The 20,664-nt window shown below is 71.6% G+C and carries 18 protein-coding genes; 7 read left to right on the top strand and 11 right to left on the bottom strand.

The window, feature by feature from the left end; genetic code table 11:
* Positions 1–69: 69 nt before the first annotated feature.
* From CYFUS_RS12685 to CYFUS_RS12645, 9 genes are all read right to left on the bottom strand, one after another.
* Positions 70–450 carry a hypothetical protein gene (locus CYFUS_RS12685; RefSeq protein ID WP_095985451.1) on the bottom strand — a complete coding sequence of 127 codons (381 nt, stop codon included), beginning with the start codon at positions 448–450 and terminating at the stop codon, positions 70–72.
* Between the two features lie 39 nt (positions 451–489).
* Complete coding sequence (locus tag CYFUS_RS12680; RefSeq protein ID WP_095985450.1) at positions 490–2,376, bottom strand: OPT family oligopeptide transporter; 1,887 nt, start codon at positions 2,374–2,376, stop codon at positions 490–492.
* A gap of 73 nt (positions 2,377–2,449) precedes the next feature.
* On the bottom strand, positions 2,450–2,932 hold the full coding sequence (locus CYFUS_RS12675; protein ID WP_095985449.1) for an FKBP-type peptidyl-prolyl cis-trans isomerase: 483 nt from the start codon (positions 2,930–2,932) through the stop codon (positions 2,450–2,452).
* Between the two features lie 94 nt (positions 2,933–3,026).
* Positions 3,027–4,316, bottom strand: a complete 1,290-nt coding sequence (locus CYFUS_RS12670; protein WP_095985448.1) for a dicarboxylate/amino acid:cation symporter — start codon at positions 4,314–4,316, stop codon at positions 3,027–3,029.
* A 69-nt stretch (positions 4,317–4,385) separates the two neighbouring features.
* Complete coding sequence (locus CYFUS_RS12665; RefSeq protein WP_095985447.1) at positions 4,386–5,153, bottom strand: DNA-methyltransferase; 768 nt, start codon at positions 5,151–5,153, stop codon at positions 4,386–4,388.
* A 38-nt stretch (positions 5,154–5,191) separates the two neighbouring features.
* Positions 5,192–6,385: a TfuA-like protein gene (locus tag CYFUS_RS12660; protein ID WP_095985446.1), complete on the bottom strand. Its 1,194-nt coding sequence runs from the start codon at positions 6,383–6,385 to the stop codon at positions 5,192–5,194.
* Positions 6,382–7,548 (bottom strand): YcaO-like family protein, encoded by a 1,167-nt coding sequence (locus CYFUS_RS12655; RefSeq protein WP_095985445.1) that lies wholly within the window; start codon positions 7,546–7,548, stop codon positions 6,382–6,384. The genes CYFUS_RS12660 and CYFUS_RS12655 overlap by 4 nt, the downstream gene beginning before the upstream one ends.
* Positions 7,549–7,577: 29 nt before the next feature.
* Positions 7,578–8,156: a TIGR02265 family protein gene (locus tag CYFUS_RS12650; RefSeq protein WP_095985444.1), complete on the bottom strand. Its 579-nt coding sequence runs from the start codon at positions 8,154–8,156 to the stop codon at positions 7,578–7,580.
* A gap of 106 nt (positions 8,157–8,262) precedes the next feature.
* Positions 8,263–8,820: a hypothetical protein gene (locus tag CYFUS_RS12645; RefSeq protein WP_095985443.1), complete on the bottom strand. Its 558-nt coding sequence runs from the start codon at positions 8,818–8,820 to the stop codon at positions 8,263–8,265.
* A 149-nt stretch (positions 8,821–8,969) separates the two neighbouring features.
* Between CYFUS_RS12645 and CYFUS_RS12640 the strand changes: the two genes are divergently transcribed.
* From CYFUS_RS12640 to CYFUS_RS12625, 4 genes are all read left to right on the top strand, one after another.
* On the top strand, positions 8,970–9,581 hold the full coding sequence (locus CYFUS_RS12640; protein WP_095985442.1) for an RNA polymerase sigma factor: 612 nt from the start codon (positions 8,970–8,972) through the stop codon (positions 9,579–9,581).
* Positions 9,578–10,123, top strand: a complete 546-nt coding sequence (locus CYFUS_RS12635; protein WP_095985441.1) for an anti-sigma factor family protein — start codon at positions 9,578–9,580, stop codon at positions 10,121–10,123. Before CYFUS_RS12640 ends, CYFUS_RS12635 begins: the two co-directional genes overlap by 4 nt.
* Positions 10,123–10,620: a hypothetical protein gene (locus CYFUS_RS12630; RefSeq protein WP_095985440.1), complete on the top strand. Its 498-nt coding sequence runs from the start codon at positions 10,123–10,125 to the stop codon at positions 10,618–10,620. The genes CYFUS_RS12635 and CYFUS_RS12630 overlap by 1 nt, the downstream gene beginning before the upstream one ends.
* A 90-nt stretch (positions 10,621–10,710) precedes the next feature.
* Entirely contained in the window at positions 10,711–11,349 is a 639-nt protein-coding gene (locus CYFUS_RS12625; protein ID WP_095985439.1) for an SGNH/GDSL hydrolase family protein, read from the top strand.
* A 9-nt stretch (positions 11,350–11,358) separates the two neighbouring features.
* Here the strand turns inward: CYFUS_RS12625 and CYFUS_RS53875 are convergent, their stop codons facing one another.
* Positions 11,359–12,537, bottom strand: coding sequence for a DUF7305 domain-containing protein (locus tag CYFUS_RS53875; protein WP_095985438.1), 1,179 nt, complete (start codon positions 12,535–12,537; stop codon positions 11,359–11,361).
* Positions 12,538–12,707: 170 nt separating this feature from the next.
* Between CYFUS_RS53875 and CYFUS_RS12615 the strand changes: the two genes are divergently transcribed.
* From CYFUS_RS12615 to CYFUS_RS12605, 3 genes are read left to right on the top strand one after another with little or no spacing between them, the layout of a single operon-like run.
* Positions 12,708–13,763, top strand: coding sequence for a hypothetical protein (locus tag CYFUS_RS12615; protein WP_095985437.1), 1,056 nt, complete (start codon positions 12,708–12,710; stop codon positions 13,761–13,763).
* 53 nt (positions 13,764–13,816) lie between these two features.
* Positions 13,817–14,404: an RNA polymerase sigma factor gene (locus CYFUS_RS12610; RefSeq protein ID WP_198316561.1), complete on the top strand. Its 588-nt coding sequence runs from the start codon at positions 13,817–13,819 to the stop codon at positions 14,402–14,404.
* Positions 14,401–15,216 (top strand): tetratricopeptide repeat protein, encoded by an 816-nt coding sequence (locus CYFUS_RS12605; protein ID WP_095985436.1) that lies wholly within the window; start codon positions 14,401–14,403, stop codon positions 15,214–15,216. The genes CYFUS_RS12610 and CYFUS_RS12605 overlap by 4 nt, the downstream gene beginning before the upstream one ends.
* Positions 15,217–15,243: 27 nt before the next feature.
* On the opposite strand, the gene uvrA is transcribed toward CYFUS_RS12605, so the two are convergent.
* The gene (uvrA, locus tag CYFUS_RS12600) at positions 15,244–20,544 is read right to left on the bottom strand and encodes an excinuclease ABC subunit UvrA (protein ID WP_095985435.1); all 5,301 of its coding nucleotides are present in this window, start codon (positions 20,542–20,544) and stop codon (positions 15,244–15,246) included.
* Between the last annotated feature and the right edge of the window lie 120 nt (positions 20,545–20,664).

Below are 20,664 nucleotides of genomic sequence, written 5' to 3'. Positions count from 1 at the left end.
CCCTGAGGAGGCAGAGTGGGTGGATCGGCACCACACCTGACGATGTCCAATGATTTCATGGACAGTCCACTAGCCGAGCCAGGAGATGAGGGCGCGGACGGCCTCCTCGCGGCGCTGGGACGTCTCCTGGATGCGCTGGAGTCCGGCCAGCACGCCCATCCCCTTGGAGGCGCGCTCGGGGGCCGTGCGGTAGTTCTCCGCGAGCAGCTCCAGGTGCTCGCGCAGCCGCGGGTGACGCTCGCGCACGAGCGCGGGCGCGGTGTCCGGCTTCACCAGGGAGACGAGCGCCGAGGCGAGCTGCCGCCACGCCTCCAGGCTCTGTCCGGTGCGGCGCTCGAAGCCACCGCGCACCATGGGCCTGACGAAGAAGGGCATCGACGAGAAGTCGCGCACCGTGTCCTCGAGGACGTTGCGGAGCGCGGCGACGAGCGTGACGGGATCCGGAGTCATGGGGGCGGAGCCTACCGCAACCGCCCCGGGACGACGCTGCTACTTGGGCATCACGCCGAAGGCCTTGAGCATCGCCACGGCGATGCCCATGAGGCTCTCGCCGGCGATGAAGCCCGAGCTGACCGGGAGCACCAGGGCATCGGCCAGCTTCGCCTTCTTGCGGCGCAGCACCTCGGCGATGGCCGCGCCGATGAAGAAGCTGATGGAGCTGGCCCCGGGGATGACGATGGAGATCCCCAACCCCGACGCCGAGGGAATGAAGGGTTTGGCCTTCTTCGGCGCCCAGCGCTCCAGCAGCACCAGCGCCACGCCCAGGCACAACCCGCACAGGGCCCCGAAGCGCGCGGACACCGGCAGCGCATGCATTCCACTCATGAGCATCTTCGACACGCCCGCCCACACCAGGGACGAGGGCGCGGGGAACTCCTCGGTGCCAAGCACGGACGCGTCCGGCACGAGCAGGTTGAAGGCGGGCACCACCACCGCCGCCCCCGCCACCACCCCGAAGAGCTGCGCGATGAACTGCTGACGCGGGTTGGCGCCGAGCAGCCAGCCCGACTTCAGGTCCGTGAGCAGGTCCGCCGAGTGCAGCCCCACGCCGCCCGTGGCGTTGGCGCTCATCACGTTGGCGGTGAGGTTGCCGGGCAGCAGGGCGCCATAGAGCAGCTGGGTCACCGGCCCGAGCGCCTTGGTGGGCGTGGTGTCCGTCTCGCCCGTGACGCGCGAGGCGATGACGCCCATCACCACCGACAGCGGCAGCGCCACCACGCCCGCCCACCAGGGAATCTGGAAGAGGTAGGCCATCAGCGCCACCACCACCGGGCCGAGCACCAGGAAGCCCAGGGGAAACCACGCGGGAGGGCACTCGATGTCGGCGAGCGGATCCGCCTCCGTGTTCTGCTTGCGGCCGAACAGGCCCGCGAGCGCCTTGACGGACTTCGCCACGCTGCGCCACTGGAAGGCGAAGGACAAGAGGCCCGAGGACACGAGCACCGAGGCCCCCGTCCACAGCGCCCAGCCGTTGATGGCCTTGTAGGTCACCTCGGGGATGACGCCGCGGCTGACCATCTCCGGCGCGAGGACGCCGTAGGTGAGCAGCGCCCCGAGCAGCATGGACCAGGCCGTCTTGAAGCTCACCAGCGCGCCGGCGCCCACGAGCAGCAGGCTCAGGTCGAGCGACAACGTCCACGCCCCCGCGGGCTTGCCGCCAATGGTGAAGGGCAGGCTGAGCTTCGCCGGCAGGTTCCACACGAGCCACGAGGCCTTGGCGTCACGCCAGAAGGCGATGACGGCGCCGATGAGGCCCGCGAGGCCCAGCGCGCGCGCCTTGCCCCGCGAGCGCTCGTCCTGCCCGTGCAGCGCCTGGAGCGTCTGGGCGGTGGCGGTGCCGGTGGGAAAGGGAAGCTGCTCGATGTTGATGAGCTGGCGCTTGATGGGGATGGCGGCGAAGACGCCCAGCGCGGAGATGACGGCGAACCACGCCACCAACCACCCCGTGGGAGGCAGCGTGCCGGTGAGCATCAACAGCGCGGGCACGGCCGCCATGTTGCCGCCGCCCGTCATGTACCCCGCCGCCGACGCCACCGAGCCCATGGCGTTGTTCTCCAGCGTGGTGAAGTCCTGCTTGAGCAGCCCCACGCCACGCAGCGCGCCAAACGCCGCGAAGGCGAGGATGCACGCGGTGAGGGTGACGCCCAGGCTCCAGCCCGTCTTGAGGATGACGTAGAGGTTGGACAGACACATCACCGCGCCAATCAGCATCCCCGCGATGACGGCTCGCACGGTGAGCTGGCGCACGCCCCCCTGGTAGACGTTCTCGAGCCAGTACCGCTCGGGATCCACGGGCGTGGAGTCCCGTTCCGGTGGCGGCGGGGGCTCGGGCTGGAGGCGGAGCTGCTGGGGCGAGGGCGAGACGGGAGAAGTCATGTGGAGGTGACAAGGATAGCGGAACACCTCCGACCCGACGAATGGGATCGCGCGCCCCCGGGAGGCCGCTGGCTCAGTGAGCGCCGCCGGGCCCGTGGGCGTGGCCGTGCTGGAGCTCCTCGGTGGTGGCCACACGCACCTCGCGCACCGTCACGTCGAAGTGCAGCGTCTTGCCCGCCAGCGGGTGGTTGAGGTCCACCACCACCGAGTCACCCTTCACCTCGCGCACGGTGATGGGGATGACGTCGCCCTCGGCCGTCTGGGCGGAGATGCTCAGGCCCGGCTGGAGCGGCGCATCCGGGGGGAACATGCTGCGCGGCACTTCCTGGAGTCCGCGCGGATCATGCTCGCCATAGCCCTGGGCGGGCACCACGACGACCTTCTTCGCGTCGCCGGGAGACAGGCCCTCCAGCTGCCCTTCCAGACCCGGGACGATCTGCCCCCGTCCGTGCATATAGGCCAGGGGTTGGCCGGGCTCGCTCTCATCGACGACCTTGCCATCGCCGAGGTGCAACCGGTACTCCAACGAGACCACGCAGTCCTTGGACACCTTCATGTGCGGCTGCTCCTTGAGCTTGTCCTGCCGAGAGGGATGAGGGGGGGTATGGGACAGTGCCCGGCCCAAGGCAACCCCACAAGCCTCCGGATGCTCAAGAAGCGGACGATTCCGGCCGGGTTGGCGCCGGAGCCGTCTGGTTTTCCGGCGCCGGCTCTCCCCGGGCCACGTAGACGGCGGCGGCCAGGTCCCCCGTCACGTTGAGCGTGGTGCGGCACATGTCGAGGAAGCGGTCCACGCCGAGGATGAGGCCGAGTCCCTCGGGGGGAATCTTGAACATGCCGAGGATCATCGCGATGACGGGGATGGAGCCGGCCGGCACGCCCGCGGTGCCGATGCCCGCCAGCACGCAGATGAACATCACCGTGGCCTGGTTGGCCAGGCTCAGCTCCACGCCGAACACCTGCGCGAGGAAGAGCACGGTGACGCCCTCGAAGAGCGCGGTGCCGTTCTGGTTCATCGCCGAGCCGGCGGTGAGCACGAAGCGCGACACGTTGCGCGGCAGCTTGAGGTTCTCCTCGGCCACCTTGAGGGCGGTGGGCAGGGTGGCGCTGGAGGACGCGGTGGAGAAGGCGGTGACGATGGCCAGGCGGCAGTCGCGGAAGAAGGCGATGGGGTTGCGTCCGCCCAGGAAGCGCACGGACAGCGAGTACACGACGAACATGTGCAGCCCGAGCGCCAGCAGCACCACGCCCACGAAGGACGCCACCTGTACCAGGATGCCGAAGCCCAGGCGCGCCGTGACGCTGAAGAGCAGCGCTCCCACGCCGATGGGCGCCAGCCGCAACACCCCATCGATGAGCGTCATCAGCACGTCATAGAGCCCCATGATGGTCTCCTTGAGGTGCCGGGAGCCCGGGGTGTCCGTCACCATGAGCCCCACGCCGGAGATGAGCGAGAAGACGATGAAGGCGATGATGTCCCCCTCCGCCGCGGCCTTGATGGGATTGGTGGGCACCATGGAGAGGATGAGCGCGGGCACCGAGTCTCCACTCGGCGCGGGGGCCGCCTTCACCACGGAGCCCTTCTGCACGAGCGCGGTGATGGCCTCCTCGCTCAGCCGGGTACCGGGCTTGAGCGTGTTGACGAGCACCAGCCCGATGAGCACGGCGATGCTGGAGATGATCACGGTGTAGCCCATGGTGCGCACGCCCAGCCGGCCAATGGACCGCAGGTCCAGCTCGCACACGCCCGTCACCAGCGCGGCGAAGAGCAGCGGCACCACCAGCATCAGCAGCAGGCGCAGGAAGAGCTGGCCCACCACCGAGGTGAGGTTCGTCACCACCCACTCCAACCACGGCGCTCCACCCACGAGGAGATTGGCGGCGATTCCCGCCACCGTGCCAATCACGATGCCCAGGAGCATCTTCTGGTGCTGCTTCATCCGGAGTCCTCGCGTGTCATCGCTGGGAAGAAGGAACTCCCCGCGGGGGCGGGGAGCGAGAAAGGCACACTAGCGGGGCGAGGGGGCCGCCGTCTCGCGCAGTCGCCCGGCCACGCGCTCGGCCCACTCGGGCACCACCTCCAGGCATGCCGCCTTGCGGCCCAGCCGCAGCGCCGCCGCCGGCATCGAGCCACTGCCCGCGAAGGGATCCAACACCCAGTCCCCGGGCCGGCTCCAGGTGCGCACCAGGGGCTCCACCACCGAAAAGGGCTTGTGGTGGGGATGGCCGCCCCAGCGCTGGGCCTCGCCGTCATCGTCGTAGCCGCCCACCACCGCCCAGACGGTGGGCGCGTCCCCGGGGGCCAGCACGGGCGCCGGCGTGCGCGAGAGCACGAGCGCCACCTCGTAGACGCGCAGGAGCTGCTCGTTGGCGTTCTTGTCCGTGGTGCGCTTGCCCCAGACGAACTCGCCGCGCAGGTGGCCATAGCCCAGCGAGCGCGCCACCGCGAGGATGGGCTCCTTGCCCAACAGGTTCGTCCAGATGGCGAGCGGAGCGTCCGGGGTGAGGTGCGCCACCGCGCGCGTCATCCACGCCTCGGTGAAGGCGCGGTAGTCGCGCACCGTCTCGAAGCGCACGATGGGATCGCGGTCGATCTTCTTGTTCGCCCGCGGGTCTCTCAGATCCCCCCCCTTGCGCCTGCGCGTGAGCAGGCAATACGGAGGATCCGTGTGCAGGAAGGACGCCCTGGCCTCGCCCAGCACGCGCCGGTAGCCCTCGGGCTCGCGCGCATCGGCCCGCACGCAGCGGAAGGACTCGCTCTCGTCGTGAGGATTCATCCGGCGCGCACCCTACCCCAGCCGGCCCGTCCCGGGGCTCACCGCTTGCGCGGACGCCGCCTGGGCGCCGTGAGTCGCGCCGCCACCTCCGCCCACCGCCCCTCCAGACGGGCCTCGGACGCGAGCGCCTCGTCCCACGAGGGCCCATCCGGCAGCAGCCGCGCGGCGTGCTCCAGCATGAGCCCCTCCAGGGCCCGCTCCTCGCACAGCCGGCGGAACTCGTGCGCGTCCAGGCCGCACGCCGCCAGCCAGGCCGCTCGCTCCGGGAGCACCACGCCCAGCCGGGCCCATTGCTCCGACTCGGCCCGGGCCACCTCCTCGGGCGTGGGAGACAGGCCCAGGCTCCGGGCCCACCCCGCGAGCAACGCCCGGCGCAGGCCCTCGCGCGCCAGCGCCCGTGCCTCGGGCCCGGCGCGCAGCTCCTCCAGCACGTCCTCCGAGGACACCAGCCCCGCCTCCGTCTCGCACAGGCCCTCCACGAGCCGGCGGCGGCGCACGTACGACGAGGGAGGTGGCTGGGACACGCCCTCGCGCGACGGGAGAAGGGCCCCGGAGGCGACGAACGCCGCGGCGGCCTGGAGGCAGGCGCGGGCATCCTCGCGCTTGAGATCCGCGAGCCCCCTGGCCGCCCACGTCCGCCACCTGTCCCGGGTGGGAGCGGGCCACGCCTCGCCCACGGCCTGGAGGACGCGGGGCCAGGTGCGGTCCTGGTAGAAGAGCGCCGCGGCGGCATCCACCAGGGCGCGGGACTCGGCGGCGGACAGCACTTCCGCGTCCTGGGCGAGCCGGGCCACGTGCCGCACGTTGACGAGCGGCACCGACAGCGCCCGGAACTCATGCTCCGCGTCGGCGTGGAGCAGCGCCACCTCGGCGTCATCCACCAGCTCACCCCGCTGGTAGGCCTCGAAGATGGCGCCCACGCCCACCATGCCGTGAGGCGCGAGCTCCGCGGCGCGCAAGGCCCCCATGCTGGCGCCCCCGAACACCGCCACGCCCGCATCCAGCGCGGCCAGCACCTCGTGGTGCCACACGGAGGGCTGGGCCTCGAAGACCCCATCCACGAGCGCGATGGCCCGCGGCCTCAAGGAGAGGGCCCGCCAGAGGTCTCCCTGGCGCGCGGGCGGCAGCACCCGGCAGGGCACCAGCGCCAGCGCCTCCGCCTCCGGCAGCGAAGGGCCCAGGAAGACGAGGAGATCATCGGGACGGGAGGAGGAAGCGGGACGCCGTTTCACAACAACTCCGACACGCGCAGGCCCGGCACCACCACGCGCACCACGTGGAGTCCGGGGAGTGGGGCCTCCAGGTCGATGACGGCCGCCCGGGAGAAGCCCGCCCCCGCGAGCCGCGCCAGCACCTCGCCCACGGCCTCCTCAGGCGAGTCCACCGTCGCCGTGGGCTCGGGCATGGACTCCACGTTTCGCCGGGGGCGCGCCGCGGCACAGGCGGAGGCGAGCGCCAGGGAGGCCTCGCGATCTCCCGCGTCCACGTCCTCGCGCGCGCCGTGGATGTCGGTCAGCCGCGACTGCGCCGCCTCCAGCAGGGCGCCGAGCAGGGCCTGGTCCCGCGTGAGCGCACAGGCATAACCCGCCGCCAGCGGCACCGGGCCCTGGTCGCGATCCACGAGCAGCGCTCCACCCACGGGCAGGCCCACCGCGCCCGGGGTGCGCGCGCCCGGTGAGAGATCGAAGAGGTGCACGTCGAAGCCCCGCGTGCCCAGGCGCTCGGCGAGCGCGGCCGTCCGGGGGGCGCTCCGGGCGAGGCCCGCGGGACGCAGGAGCCGGGAGCCGAGCACCTCCTCCGTCCACCCCTCCGGCAGCAGGCGCGCGAGCTGATCCCGCTCCATCGCCTCCAACAGCGCATGCAGAAGGGCCCGCGGACGCTCGGAATGGGCGCCCGAGCCATTGCTCGTCCACTGCACGCTCACCGGACCGAGCGCCGGCGCGCCCGTGGGCGGGCAGTACACGCCCTGGGCGGGGACGAGCACGGGCTCCCCGGAGCGCGCATCCGTCGCCTCGAGCCAGGCACAGCGCACCTCCGGGCCCCACAGCCGGGAAACCACCACGCCCCCCCGGGTGCCGAGCGCGTCGGCGCCCCAGGCGGCGCGTCCGCGCGTTTCCCAGCCTCGGAACGTGCCCCAGAGGAGCCGTTCCGGCCGCACCGTCTCCGAGGCCCACAGCTCGGCGGTCTCCAGGAGGGCGCCCGCCGAGGCGGCCGGGAAGTCCAGGCCCTTGCCGTTGCACACCTGGAGCACGTAGCCCCCGGGGCGCACCGCGGTGGCGACTTCCACGCCCGCCCGGTCCAGCCCCGTCACCCGCGCCACCCGGGTGACGCCGAGCGCCTGGGCGAGCCGCGCGAGGAAGTCAGGGGAGAGGGGGGCCGCGGGCGAAAGAGGCACGAGGGGCTCGCAAGGGGGGGTGGGCCGCGTCAGAGCGCCCAGGCGCAGAGGTACTCGCAGCAGTCGTTACCACGGGCGCGGCACTTCGTGTGATCGACGCGCACGTCGCTGCCCCCGCTCAACTCGATGGCCCGCTGGTACCAGCCGATGATGGTGAGGCAATCCGCCTCGGTGACGCTCTCGGCGCCCAGGGTGCGCAGCGCGCCGCTGTTCGGGCCGGTCCTCTCGTACGAGCGCAAGCCCACCGCGTAATAGAGGCGGTAGATTTCCTGAGCGTGGCTGAGCAGGAAGTGCGGATCCCCCTGGCGGAGGAAGACGTGGTGGGGTCCCTTCAGGTTCTCCTCCGCCGAGGCCCGGCCCATGTCGACGAAGGCCTTGGTGCGATCCCTCGGCGAGAGCACCGCGGCGATGGCCGCGTCCAACCGGAGGTTCAACTCCATGGGATACCAGCCGATGGGCAGGATGACGCCGTCGAGGACCTTGCGGTCCGCCAGAGGCAACCTCTGGAGGACCTCGAGGCGTTTCGTTCCAGGTTGTCTCGCCAGCAGGTTGAGGCGCGAAATCAAAACGCTGCCCTTGATGCGCGCGACCCCGCTATCCGTTGCCATGACGTCCTTCCCGATGAAAGGGACGCATTGTGACGTAGGGTGAAGTCCACGGCAACCAACCCGAGAGCCTCCGTGCCCGCTGGACGAGAGCCCCCCGATGCGGTGTTCAGCCCGCGTGGAGTTCGCTCAAGTGCGCTTCCAGCTCGACGCTGAACTCCGTTGGACCTCGTAGCACCGACGCCATCAGGACCACCGTCGAGGAGGTGACATCGAGGCGCTTCTTCAGGCGGCGATGCTCCTCCTGCAGTTCCGCGCGCCACTGACGGATGTCACCCCGCACATCCTCCCGGAAGACGACGAACTCGGCCCCCAGCCGCTCCATCCACTTCTCCTGCTTGTCCATCCGAGCGGACAGACCATCCATCCGCGTGCTCAGGTGGTTGACCTGCGCCTCCAACCCGTCCATCCGCTCGGTCAACGCATCCACCCGCGTGCTCAGGTGGTTGACCTGCACCTCCAACCGGTCCACCCGCTCGGTCAACGCATCCACCCGCGTGATCAGGAGGCTGACCTGCGCCTCCACCCGCTCCATCCGCGCGGTCAACGCATCCACCCGCGTGCTCAAGTGGTTGACCTGCGCCTCCACCCGCTCCATCCGCGTTCCCAGCTCCTGCACGGCCCGCAGGATCTGGAGTCCCAACTCATGACCCATCGTCTCCACCATCGGTCTTCTCCTCGGCAACGGGATGACCTGCATGGTACGGCCTCTTTCGTTACCTTTCAAGTAGGGTGACCCAACCCGCTTCCGGAGACTTCGAGCCCCAGAAAATACGACCGCTTTAACCTTTCGCCGGCTCGGGTGTTGATCGGGGCGTGAAGGCCCTGGAGACCCCCTTGCGGCTGGCGCAAGCCACCACCGAGCCTGGTGACGAGGCGCTCTGCCGCGCCTTCCTGGCCGGTGACGAGGCGGCCTTCGGCACCCTGGTGGATCGGCACCGGGCCCTGGTGTTCTCGCTCATGCGCCGCTACGCCTCGAGCCCCGAGGACGCGGCGGACCTGGCCCAGCAAGCCTTCCTGCGCGCCCTGGAGGCGTCGAACCGGGTCTTCTCCCGCTGGCGGCTGTCGGGGCCCATGCCCTTCCGGGCGTGGCTCATCCGCATCGCGCTCAACCTGGCGAAGAACCACGCCCGCCAGGGGCGGCGCTGGCTGCGGGCCGTGGAGCTCCCCGAAACCGAGGCCCCCGGGGAGTCCGCCCAGGAGTCCCTGGAGCGGGCCGAGCGGGAGCGGGCCGTGCGCGCGGCGGTGCTCACCCTGCCCCGCCGCCAACGCGAGGTGCTGACGCTCCGGGTGGACGCGGGACTGGGCTTCCGCGACATCGCCGAGTCGCTCGGCATCACCGAAACGAACGCGAAGGTGAATTTCCATCACGCCGTGAAGCGCCTCCGGGAGCACATGGCCGAGTCGTCCGAGGAGGAGCGCCCATGAGCGCGTGCCAGGACATGGCTGAGTCGTTGACCCTGTGGGCCGCGGGTGCCCTGGAGCCCCAGGAAGAGACGCGAGTGCGCGCGCACCTGGACACCTGCGCCGCCTGCCTCCGCGAGGCGAGCGCGCTCCGGGACACCCTGGGCCTCGCCGCGCTCCCCACCCCCTCGCCCCGGGAGCAGGCCGTCCTGGAGGCCCTGCCCCAGAGCACGGTGGGCCGCTGGCGCCGGGACCAGGTCCGGAGGGCCACCCACCTGCGCACCACGGGCGTCCTGATGGCGGCGGCCGCCGTGCTCCTGCTCCTGCTCGGGCCCGGGCTGTTGCCCCGGACCCCCTCCTCCTCCACGCCTCACGCCTCCCCCGAGGCCGCCTCCTCCACCGAGGAGGACGTGCTCGCGTTGGAGCAATGGGCGCTGGCGGATCCGCTGTCCGACGCGCTCGACCTGACGGACGTGGACCTGGAGGACGACCCGGAGGCCACCCCCTCCTGGGACGTCGAGACCGATGAGTTCCTGTCTTCCCCCTCTCTTGGAGAGTCGCTGTGATGAAGCCCTTTCGCCTGCTGGTCCTTCCCCTGCTGCTGCTGCCCCTCGTGACGTGGGCCGCTCCACCCGACGCCCCGGATGCCTCGGAGCGCGTGGAGAAGCGCACGCGGATGATGCGGATGTTGAGCCTCGCCGAGGAGCTGGAGCTGAACGAGGCCCAGACGTTGAAGATGGCGGACACGATGCGCCAGTTCGACGAGCGCCGACGCCCCCTGCTCGAGCAGGTGCGCTCTTCCGCGCAGCTCCTGAGGAAGGCCGCCAAGGGGGATGCCGCCGCGCAGGCCCAGGTGGATCAGGCGGTGCAGCGGGTGTTCGAGGCGAAGGCCCAGCTCACCACGCTGGAGCGCGACCTGTACCAGGCGCTCGCCAAGGATCTGCCCCCACAGAAGCGGGCCCAGCTCGCCATCTCGCTCGCCCGGCACGGCGGACGCAAGGAGGCGAACCTGATGAAGCCGGACCGCGACGGGCGACACGCCCGGATGCGCTGGAGGCAGTGAGCGGACGCACGCCCCCGGAGCAAGGAAGCGTCGCGATGGCACCCAGGCGACCCTGCGAAGGGCGCGAGCGCGCGCTATGGAAGAAGGCACATGAGCGCACTCTCCCTGAGATATGTGGCCCTGGGTGATTCTTCCGGCGTGGGTGTGGGCGCGCGCCAGGGCGGCTACGTGGAGCACCTCTTCCAACGGCTGCGCCGCACCCGCACCGGTGTGGGTCTGCTCAACCTGTCCGTGAGCGGCGCCACCAGCGCCACCGTGCTGTCCGGCCAACTGCCCCGGGCCCTGCGATCTTCCCCCCATCTCGTGACGCTCGGGGTGGGCATCAATGACCTGTGGCGCGGCGTGACGCCCGAGCAGTTCGAGTCCCACTTCGACTCGCTCGCGAAAGGACTCGCGTCCACGGGCGCGGCGGTGCTCGTCTCCAACCTGCCGGACATGTCCCTGGCCCCCGTGGCCCGGCTGGCGGCGAACTTCCTTCCCCTGCCCCTCATCGCGCAGCGCATCGGCCAATTCAACGCGGCGGTGGAGCGCGTGGTGGCCCGGCATGGGCTCATCGGCGTGGACCTCCACGGCCCCAGCCGCGTGGAGCTGCCCGGCAGCTCCGACTACTTCTCCGCCGACGGCTTCCACCCGTCCGACACGGGCTATCTGCGCATGGCCGAGCACTTCTGGCCCGCCGTGCAGCGGGCCTCCGAGCGCATCGGAGAGACCACGCGCGCCACGGGGTGAGCGCCCCGCCTAATCGGAGCAGCGCTCGCCCAACCCCAGCACGTCCACGTCGTAGTGGATGAACAGGCCCGCCGAGGCCGCCACGCGCTGGGCGAATACCGAGCCGGAGAACTCCGCGCGCCGGCTCAGGTCCAGGGGGGCACGGGGAAGATAGAAGTTGCCCGCCAGCTCGCTGGACTCGGGCAGGGTGTTCCAGGGATCCCCGGCATCGAGATCGAAGGCACCCGCCACGTAGACCCGCAGGCGCGAGGGGAACCCGGGCGAGCCCATCCGCACGGGCCCGCGCGCGGACACTCCGCCCGCGACGAGGAGATCCAACTCCGCCCCCTCGTCCAGCTGGACGTCGAGTCCGCCCACGTCCACGTCTCCGTCCACGAGCAGCGCCGCCCGCCCCGTCACGCGGAGAAGGAGCGAGCCCGCACCGTGAATCCGCGTCAGGTAGAAACGCCCGCACGGCAGCTCCAGGGCCGCGTCCCCGGAGAAGTCCTCCAACGCGTCCACCGCCAGCCCGATGTCGGCGTTGTGATGGGCCGCCACGTGGTTCTTCACATAGGCGCCCACGTCCTCGGGGGCGTCACAGGAGCAGGGCGGCGCGAACGGGCCCACCGGCTCACGCCGCACGCGCGGTGGTGGTTGTGACACGGTCAGACGCCGCTCCGCGGGATGCGACAGGACGCCCCCCACCGTCAGCTCCTGGAGCTCGACATCCCCCGCGACCCACGCATCCCCGCCCACCCGCACCGTGGAGGAGGCCCCTTGAAGCCGGCCCGCGTCGCGCAGTTCTCCCTGGATGGACAGGAGCGAGGCCCCCAGGACGATGCCCGGGTCTCCCGCCTGGAGCGAGCCACTCACCGTCAGCTCCGACGTCAACTGCACTCCACCATTGGCGCCCACGGACGCCCCGGCTCCCCCCGGGCTCCCAGGTCCCTGGGAACCCTGGAAGGCATCCAGGGCCGAGGGCGCACTGACCACCAGCTCCCCACAGGCGCACAACGCCCGCGAGAACACCCGGGACGCCAGGCGCCCGCCGCAGATCTCCCGCCCCGTCGCGCCATCCTCCACCAGCCGGATCGGCTCCCCCGAGGCGCAATACCCGGCCCGATCGGTCCCGGGAAGGATCGCCACGGGGTCATCCACGGAGCAGGCCCCCGTGACGGCGAGCAGAACGAGTCCGTGGGTCCAGCGCATGCGTCACTCCCGAGCAGGTCTCCAGGGCGATGGAGTCATCCCATCTGTATTTCGGGTCACCCATCCCCTTCTCGTCCCAGGAAGAACGCACCCCGGGTATGGGGTCTATCCGGAGTTCCCAGTCTACATGTTACGGTCGGTGGCCGAGCGTGAGAGCCCCTGACCCGTGCATGACCCGACTCCTCGTTGTGTGTGTCCTCGTGGGATGGGGCACGGTCAGCGCCGCCCAGGAGGAGCCCTGGGCCGCGGTGCTCCGCGCCTCCTCTCCGGAAGACACGGAGCTGGCGGAGCGACTCCAAGGACAGCTCAGTGATCTGCCGGTCGTGCTGAGGGTGAACCCCGGACCCACGCCGAGCACCGAGGCCACGGAGCAATGGCGCACCGCCGTGGCGCTGGCCGAGCAGGGGCCCTTCCGCGTGGTCATCTGGTTCCACCATGAGCCCGCGGCGATCGTCGTCCACGTCGCGGAACCCGCCACCCGGCGGCTGCTCGTGCGGCGAGTCCAGGTGGAACCCCACCAGCGAAAGGGCCGCTCCGCGGCGGCCGAGGCCGCGGCCTTGATCGTCCGCTCCGCCTTGAAGGCCCTGGTGGCCGGCAGCCCCGTGGGAGACGTGGTGGAGGAGGTCCCCGAGGCCCCCGCACCCGAACCCGCCCCTCCACCTCCCGCGCCTGCTCCCGCCTCCAGCCCGGCCCCCGCCCGGGAAGGTTGGGGCGTGAGCGTGGGATGGCAGGGCACCCTCATGGGAGAGGGTCCGCTCGGGCAGCACGGCGCTCAGCTCGGGGTGGGATGGGAAGGGGCACGGCTGCGCGCGCGGGTGCTGCTGGTGGCGAGCCTCCCCACCCCGCTGAGCGATGAGTACACCCGGGTCTCCTTGTCGAGGCATGCCCTGGGCGCGGGAGTGGATGCCGCCGTGGTGTCCACGGAGCACTTCCGGCTCGGTGCTGGACTCGAAGTGGGGCTCGCGGGTCACCTGCGCGGCACGGAGGCCCTGGCACCTGACGTCCAGGCATCCCCTCCCCGGCTCACGCCCTCGCTCTATGGGGCACCCACCCTCGCGGCTCGCTGGCGGGGAGGGCCCGTGGCGCTGGAGGCCAGCCTGGCCCTGGACGTGCTGACGACGGTGCCCACCCTTGGCTACCTGCAACAAGGGACGTTCATCGTCCGCAACTCACTCTGGCGAGCACAGCCCCGGTTCGGCCTCGCCATCCTCCTGGGGGCGCATTGACCGCTCGTGACCCGAAATCTTCCCTTTCCCCCTCCATCCCGACAATGAGGGCAATGAGGGCGACGACGCGGGGGCGCCAGGAGGCGCTCCCCTCCGAGGAAAGCCGCATCCAAGCGGTCATCGAGGGGCGGCGCGACGCGGCCGAGTCCTTGTTGACGGAATTGTTGCCCCGGGTGCGCAACCTCGTGCGCTACCTGGTGCGCGGAGATCATGACGTGGATGACATCGCCCAGGAGGCCTTGATCGCCATCCTGCGCGGCCTGCCGACCTGGCGCCGCGAGGGCTCGTTCAAGGCCTGGTCGGACCGGGTGGTCGCCCGGACCACCTTCGCCGCGATGCGGAAGGTGCGCGACTCGGGAACCGAACCGGAAGCCGAGCCCATGGAGCTCACGGTGCTCTCGGAGGAGGCGCTTCCGGACGATTACGTGTTCCGCCGGGACATGGTACGGCTGATGGATGAACTCTCCGACGAGCAGCGCCACGCCCTGGTGCTGCACTATGTCCTGGAGATGAGCGTGCCGGAGATGACCGAGGAGTTGGGCATTCCCTTCGAGACGGTGCGCAGCCGCCTGCGTCTGGGACGGGCCAATCTCCGGGCACTCTACGCACGGGAGTCGGGTACGAACGGGGGTGCGGAATGAGTCAAGGGATCCACGACATGGACGAGCGCTTCGAGCTGCTCGGTCCCCTGGACGAAAGCGTTGGACCCGCCAGGCGGATTTCCCGCCAACGCTCCGCCGACCTCATCCAGGGAGCCCTGGCGGCCGCGCTCCCCGCGGCCCCCGAGCCCACGCCCGCGCCTCCGAGGAAAATCCCCTGGAAGGGCGTGCTGGTCACGAGCACGTGCCTGGGGATGATGAGCGCGGCGGCGGCCACGGGTTACGGGTGGTGGGCGCATCGCTCCCCCAAGGAGGAGGCCCCGGTGGTGGCCCCGGTGCGGGTGGTGCCCCCTCCCGCCGCTCCGCTCGCCGCCGAGCCGGTCCCCGAAGCCGCTCCTTCCGAGGAGGTGGCGGCGGAGCCCCCAGCACCCGCGGTGGCGCGCACCGGGCCCGCGCCCGTCGCCGCGGAGCCAGAGGATCTGCTGCGCCGGGCCAATGAACGCCGGGCCGCGGGACAGTGGCGCGAGGCGGAGACACTCTACCTGCGCGTCATCCAGTCCTCGCCGGGGACGACGTCGGCGTACGTGGCCCAGGTGGCCTCCGGCGGGCTGCGGCTGGAGCACCTGGGAGACGCGAAAGGCGCCCTGCGCCAGTATCAGCAGGCGCTGCGCGCGAAGCCCCGCGGCATGCTGAGCGAGGAGGCCCTGCAGGGCGTGGCCGAGTCCTGGCGGGCCCTCGGGGACACCGGGCGCGAAGCCCAGGCCCTGGAGGAACTGCTCGCCGCGCATCCGGACTCCCTGCTCGCCGGGAGCGCACGGCGCCGGCTGGACGAGCTGCGCAAGGTCCCCCAGTAGCCGCGAGCGTCGCCTCCCCGCCGTCCCCTACCGGCCTCGCGCGGCCTTGCGCGAGGGCTCGTCCGCGGAGAACACCGAGCGCAGCACCCGGCCCGTGGCCGTCTTCAGCCGGGACACCTCGCGCGGCGTCCCCTCCGCCACCCGCGTTCCTCCCGCCTCGCCCCCCTCCGGCCCCAGCTCCACCACGTAGTCCGCCGACGCGATGACGCTCGGGTGGTGCTCGATGACCACCAGCGTGTCCCCCCGGTCCACCAGCCGGTGCAGGAAGGCGATGAGCTTCGACACGTCCCCCAGGTGCAGGCCCGTGGTGGGCTCGTCCAGCACATACAGCGTGGGCTCGTGCCGCGAGCTCGCCGTGAGCTCCGCCGCCAGCTTCAACCGCTGCGCCTCACCACCCGACAGCGTGTTGGAGCCCTGGCCCAGTTGCAGGTAGCCCACCCCCAGGTCCGACAGGCACGTGAGCGGCGCGGCTACCTTGGGAAGGGCATGGAAGACGTCCTTCGCCTCGTCCGCGGACAGGCGCAGCGCGTCTCCAATGGTCAACCCGTGGTAGCGCACCTCCAGCGTCGCCGCGTCGAAACGCGCGCCCCCGCACACCTCGCACGGGGTGACGACGTCCGGAAGGAAGGACATCTCGTGGGAGATGGCCCCCTGCCCCTCGCACGCCGTGCACCGCCCTCCCGACGTCGAGTTGAACGAGAAGCGCGTGGGACCGAAGCCGCGCACCTTCGCCTCCGGCGTGGCGGCGAAGGCCCGGCGCAGCTCGTCCCACAGCCCCAGGAAGGTGGCCGGCACCGAGCGCGGCGTGCGCCCGATGGGCGACTGGTCCACCGCCATCACCCGGCGGATGGCCTCCACCCCCGTCAGGGACTTGAAGGCCCCCGGACGCGCCGTCACCAGCCCGAGCTTCTCGCGCAGCGCCGGGTACAACACCTGACGCACCAGCGTGCTCTTGCCCGAGCCCGACACACCCGACACCACGGTGAGCCGTCCCACCGGAATGCGCAGGTCCACGCCCTTGAGGTTGTGGGCCGTCGCGCCCTTGAGCTCGATCCACCGCTCCGGCTCGCCCCGAGGCACCGCCGCCAGCACCGCGGGCTCGCGCAGCGCCCGGGCCGTGGGGGCCTCCTCGTTCTGCAACACCTGATCGGGCGGGCCCTCCGCGAGGATGCGTCCACCGCCCCGGCCTCCCGTGGGCCCCAGTTCGATGAGGTGATCCGCCGCGCGGATGGTGTCCGTGTCGTGCTCCACCACCAGCACCGTGGAGCCGGTGTGCACGAGCGAGCGCAGGTTGCTCAACAACCGGTGCGTGTCGCGCGGGTGCAGGCCGATGGTCGGCTCGTCCAGCACGTACATCGCCCCGGTGAGGCCCGCGCCCAACTGCGCCGACAGCCGCAGCCGCTGCATCTCCCCGCCCGAGAGCGTGGCCGCGTTGCGATCCAACGACAGGTAGCCCAGGCCCACGCGCTCCAGGAAGTCCAGGCGCCGCAACAGCTCCTGGCGCGAGGGCTCGCCCAACAGCGCCTGATCCCCGCGGAACTTCCACTCCCGCACCTGCCCCAGCGCGGCGGTGACGGACTGCTGCACCACCTCGTGGTAGCGCGACCCCTCCAGCCGCACGGCGCGCGGCACCGGCTCCAGCCGCGAGCCCTCACACGTGCGGCACGGCTCCGTCTTGCCCTCGGCCTGCGCCTCCGGGCCCCCCTGCACGCCCGTGCCCTCGCACGCCTCGCACCGGCCCTGCTTCGTGTTGAAGGAGAACCAGCGAGGATCCATCTCCGGCACGGAGAAGCCACACACGGGGCAGGTGCGCTCGCTGGACAGCAGCGTCTCGCGCGCCCCGGCGGTGCGCACCTTCAGCGCCCCCTTGCCCCAGGTGAGTGCCTTGTCGAACACCTCGCGCGGCAGCTTCGCCAGGCGCCCCTGGTACATCACCAGATCGATGTCGTGCTCGCGCGACTTGACGAGCTGGGGCGGCTGATCTGTGGAGACTTCCTTCCCATCCGCGAAGGCCTTCTCGATGCCCGCGCGGGCCGCGGCGGTGAAGACGTCCAGGTAGGTGCCCTTGCGCGCCCGCACGGCGGGGGCCAGCACCGTGCCCTCCCCCTTCATGGCGAGCACCTGCGCGTAGAGCGCCTCGGCGGTGGTGGCGGCGATGGGCTCGCCGTCGTTCGGGCAGTGCGGCAGGCCCAGCTTGGCGAACAGCAGACGCAGGTAGTGCGCCACCTCGGTGACGGTGGCCACGGTGCTCGTGGAGCCCGCGCGCGAGGTGCGCTGCTCGAGCGCCACGGAGGGAGGAATACCGCCGATGCGCTCCACGTCCGGGCGCGGCATGCTGGGCAGGAACTGGCGCGCGTAGGGCGTGAGCGTCTCCATGAAGCGCCGCTGCCCCTCGGCGAACACCACGTCGAACACGAGCGAGCTCTTGCCCGAGCCGCTCGGCCCCGTCACCACCGTCATCTTCCCCAACGGAATGCGGCAGGACACGTCCTGGAGGTTGTGCTCGCGCGCGTGCTCCACCTCGATGGCCGCGGGCGCCTTGGCCGCTTCCCTGCCCCGCTTGACCGGCGTCGCCGCCGCGCCCAGCTCCCCGCGCAGCGCCGCCGCGGTGAGGCCCTGGCCCCGGGCCACCTGCTCCGGCGTGCCCTCGGCCACCAGCAGCCCGCCATGACGGCCTCCGCCCGGCCCGAGGTCGATGATCCAATCCGCGCCCCGCATGACCACGAGATCATGGTCCACCACGAGGACGCTCGCGCCCTCGTCCACCAGCTCGTGCAGCGCGGCGAGCACCTGGCGCACGTCGGCGTCGTGCAGGCCCGCGCTCGGCTCGTCGATGAGGAAGAGCGAGCCCTTGGCCTCGCTGGAGAGAGCACGCGCGAGCTTCAGGCGCTGCGCCTCGCCGCCGGACAGGGTGGACAGGGGCTGGCCGAGCTTCAGGTACCCGAGCCCCAGCCGGGACACGGGCCCGAGCGTGCGCGCGAGCACCTTGTCGCCCTCGAAGCGCTGGAGCACCTCGTCCACGGTCGCCTCCAGCACGTCCGCCACGGACCAGCCCTGGTGGCGGATGGCCAGCACCTCCTCCTTGAAGCGGCGGCCCCGGCACACCGGGCACAGGAGCGACACGTCCGCGAGGAACTGCATCTCCACCGTCTCGTAGCCCTCGCCCGCGCACGCCTCGCAGCGGCCCTTGTCCACGTTGAAGGAGAAGTGCGCCGGGGTGAGGCCCCGGACCTCGGCCTCGGGCTCCGAGGCGAAGCGGTCGCGCAACCGGTCCCACGCCTTGGTGTACGTGGCGGCGTTGCCGCGCGAGGTGCGTCCGAGCGGCGACTGGTCCACGAAGGTGATGCGCTCGATGGCCTCCAGCCCGTCCACGCCGTCCGCCTCGCCGGGCACCTCGGCGTCCTTCTCGCCCAGGGCGCGCGCCAGGTGCCGGTAGAGCACCTCGTCCATCAGCGTGCTCTTGCCCGAGCCGCTGGGGCCGGTGATGGCGCACAGCACGCCGAGCGGCACGCTCACGGAGACACCCTGGAGGTTGTGGGCCCGGGCGTTGCGCACCCGCAGCTCGCCGGTACGAGTGCGCGGCTCGCGCTTCACGTCCTCGGTGCCCGACAGCAGCCGGCCCGTGGGCAGGTCCTCGCGCCGCGCCAGCTCCTGGGGGGAGCCATCGAAGCACAACCGACCCCCGTGCTTGCCCGCCCCCGGTCCCAGCTCCAGCACCCGGTGCGCGGAGCGGATGACGAGCGGATCATGCTCGATGACCAGGGCGATGTTGCCCCGGGTGGCCAGCTCGGCCATGGCGCCCGTGAGCGGCCCCACGTCCGCCGGGTGCAGACCCACCGTGGGCTCGTCCAGCACGAAGAGCGCGCCGGTGAGCGAGGTACCCAGCGCCGCCGTGAGGGACACGCGCTGCGCCTCGCCTCCGGACAGCGTGCGCGCGGGTCTATCCAAGGTCAGGTAACCCAACCCCACCCGCGCGAGGTAACCCAGGCGGCCCGCCAGCTCGCGACGCACCAGCTCGCCCTGACCCGTCTGGGTGCGCAGCGACTCCAGGCGCGTGCGCGCGTCGGCCAGCTCCAGCCCATGCCACGCCGCCAGATCCAACCCGCCCACGCGCCATGCCAGGGCGGCCTCGTTGAGGCGCGCGCCCTTGCAGCTCTCGCACAGCGTATAGGCGCGGTAGCGCGAGAGCAGCACCCGCACGTGCATCTTGTACGTGCGGCTCTCCATCCAGCGGAACCACGCGCGCACGCCCGGGTACACGCGCCCGCCGTCGTAGTCGCCCTCGCCCTGCAACACCTGCTCGCGCTGCTCGGCGGTGAGCTGTCCCCAGGGCACGTCCATGGGGATGCGGTGCTGGCGCGCGTAGGCCCCCAGCATCTTGCGCTCCCACTCGGACGTCTTGCCCGACCAGGGGCGGATGGCGCCCTTGGCGAGGCTCAGGGTCGGGTTGGGGATGACCTTGTCCCAGTCGATGCCGATGGTCCGGCCGAAGCCCCGGCACGTGGGGCACGCGCCCGTGGGCGACTGGTAGCTGAAGAGGCCGGGCCGGGCCGGCTCGAACTCGCGCGCGCACTTGGGGCACACGAGTCCCCGGCGGATGCGCCGCGGCCCCGCCGGAGTGAAGGCCACCGCCTCGCCATTGGACTGGGCCCACGCGGACTCCAGCGCCGCCGTCACCCGCCCGAGCTGCCCCGCCGCGAGCTTCACCCGGTCCACTATCACGTACGCCACACCCGCCGAATCCGCGGCCTCGCCCGGCTTGAGCGACTCCAGCTCCTTCACCTCGCCGCGCACCATCAGCCGGTGGAAGCCGTCCTTGAGCAGCCGGGCCCGCGCGTCGATGAAGTCCGCGGTGTCCGCGATGCGCACCGGGAAGGTCAGCACCGCCGGGGCGTCGGGCTCGGCGGCGAGGGCGGCCTGGGCGGCCACGCGCGCGTCGGTGCGCACCGCCTCCACCCCACACTCGGAGCACACCGGCATCGCCTCGCGGGTGAAGAGCGCCGACAGGTAGGCCTCCACGTCGGCGAGCGTGGCCACGGTGGAGCGCGAGCTCTTCACCGGCGCGCGTCGGTCCACCGCCACTCCCGCGGCCACCGGCTCCAGGGTGTCCATCGGGGGCCGCTCCAGCCGCTCGAGGAACTGGCGGGCGTAGGGGCTGAAGCTCTCGACGAAGCGGCGCTGTCCCTCGGCGTACAGGGTGTCGAGCGCCAGGCTGGATTTCCCGGAACCCGAGACTCCCGTGAGACACACCAGCTCGCCTTCCGCGAGATCCACGGAGAGAGATTGAAGGTTGTGGGTGCGGGCGCCAACGAGGTGTGTCTTGTGCATGGGCGGGGCGGTGTTTAACGGCGGAAGTCGGGTCCGCCAAAAGAATCTCTGACATGGGGCTCGGCTCGGTCGCCCGCCCACCACCCACCCGCGAAAGCCGGTACCATGCCGGCTTCATCC

The sequence above is a fragment of the Cystobacter fuscus genome (assembly GCF_002305875.1).
Lineage (GTDB): Bacteria > Myxococcota > Myxococcia > Myxococcales > Myxococcaceae > Cystobacter > Cystobacter fuscus_A.
Note: the sequence above shows the minus strand (reverse complement) of the source record. Positions and strands in the feature narration are given on the sequence as shown.

Excerpts from the sequence above, each read along its gene's own strand:
- CYFUS_RS12680 (WP_095985450.1), bottom strand. The coding sequence starts at position 2,376 with ATGACTTCTCCCGTCTCGCCCTCGCCCCAGCAGCTCCGCCTCCAGCCC.
- CYFUS_RS12605 (WP_095985436.1), top strand. The coding sequence starts at position 14,401 with ATGAGTCAAGGGATCCACGACATGGACGAGCGCTTCGAGCTGCTCGGT.
- CYFUS_RS12625 (WP_095985439.1), top strand. The coding sequence starts at position 10,711 with ATGAGCGCACTCTCCCTGAGATATGTGGCCCTGGGTGATTCTTCCGGC.
- CYFUS_RS12615 (WP_095985437.1), top strand. The coding sequence starts at position 12,708 with ATGACCCGACTCCTCGTTGTGTGTGTCCTCGTGGGATGGGGCACGGTC.
- uvrA (WP_095985435.1), bottom strand. The coding sequence starts at position 20,544 with ATGCACAAGACACACCTCGTTGGCGCCCGCACCCACAACCTTCAATCT.
- CYFUS_RS12650 (WP_095985444.1), bottom strand. The coding sequence starts at position 8,156 with ATGGCAACGGATAGCGGGGTCGCGCGCATCAAGGGCAGCGTTTTGATT.
- CYFUS_RS12645 (WP_095985443.1), bottom strand. The coding sequence starts at position 8,820 with ATGGTGGAGACGATGGGTCATGAGTTGGGACTCCAGATCCTGCGGGCC.
- CYFUS_RS12635 (WP_095985441.1), top strand. The coding sequence starts at position 9,578 with ATGAGCGCGTGCCAGGACATGGCTGAGTCGTTGACCCTGTGGGCCGCG.
- CYFUS_RS12610 (WP_198316561.1), top strand. The coding sequence starts at position 13,817 with ATGAGGGCGACGACGCGGGGGCGCCAGGAGGCGCTCCCCTCCGAGGAA.
- CYFUS_RS12675 (WP_095985449.1), bottom strand. The coding sequence starts at position 2,932 with ATGAAGGTGTCCAAGGACTGCGTGGTCTCGTTGGAGTACCGGTTGCAC.
- CYFUS_RS12665 (WP_095985447.1), bottom strand. The coding sequence starts at position 5,153 with ATGAATCCTCACGACGAGAGCGAGTCCTTCCGCTGCGTGCGGGCCGAT.
- CYFUS_RS12685 (WP_095985451.1), bottom strand. The coding sequence starts at position 450 with ATGACTCCGGATCCCGTCACGCTCGTCGCCGCGCTCCGCAACGTCCTC.
- CYFUS_RS12670 (WP_095985448.1), bottom strand. The coding sequence starts at position 4,316 with ATGAAGCAGCACCAGAAGATGCTCCTGGGCATCGTGATTGGCACGGTG.
- CYFUS_RS53875 (WP_095985438.1), bottom strand. The coding sequence starts at position 12,537 with ATGCGCTGGACCCACGGACTCGTTCTGCTCGCCGTCACGGGGGCCTGC.
- CYFUS_RS12630 (WP_095985440.1), top strand. The coding sequence starts at position 10,123 with ATGAAGCCCTTTCGCCTGCTGGTCCTTCCCCTGCTGCTGCTGCCCCTC.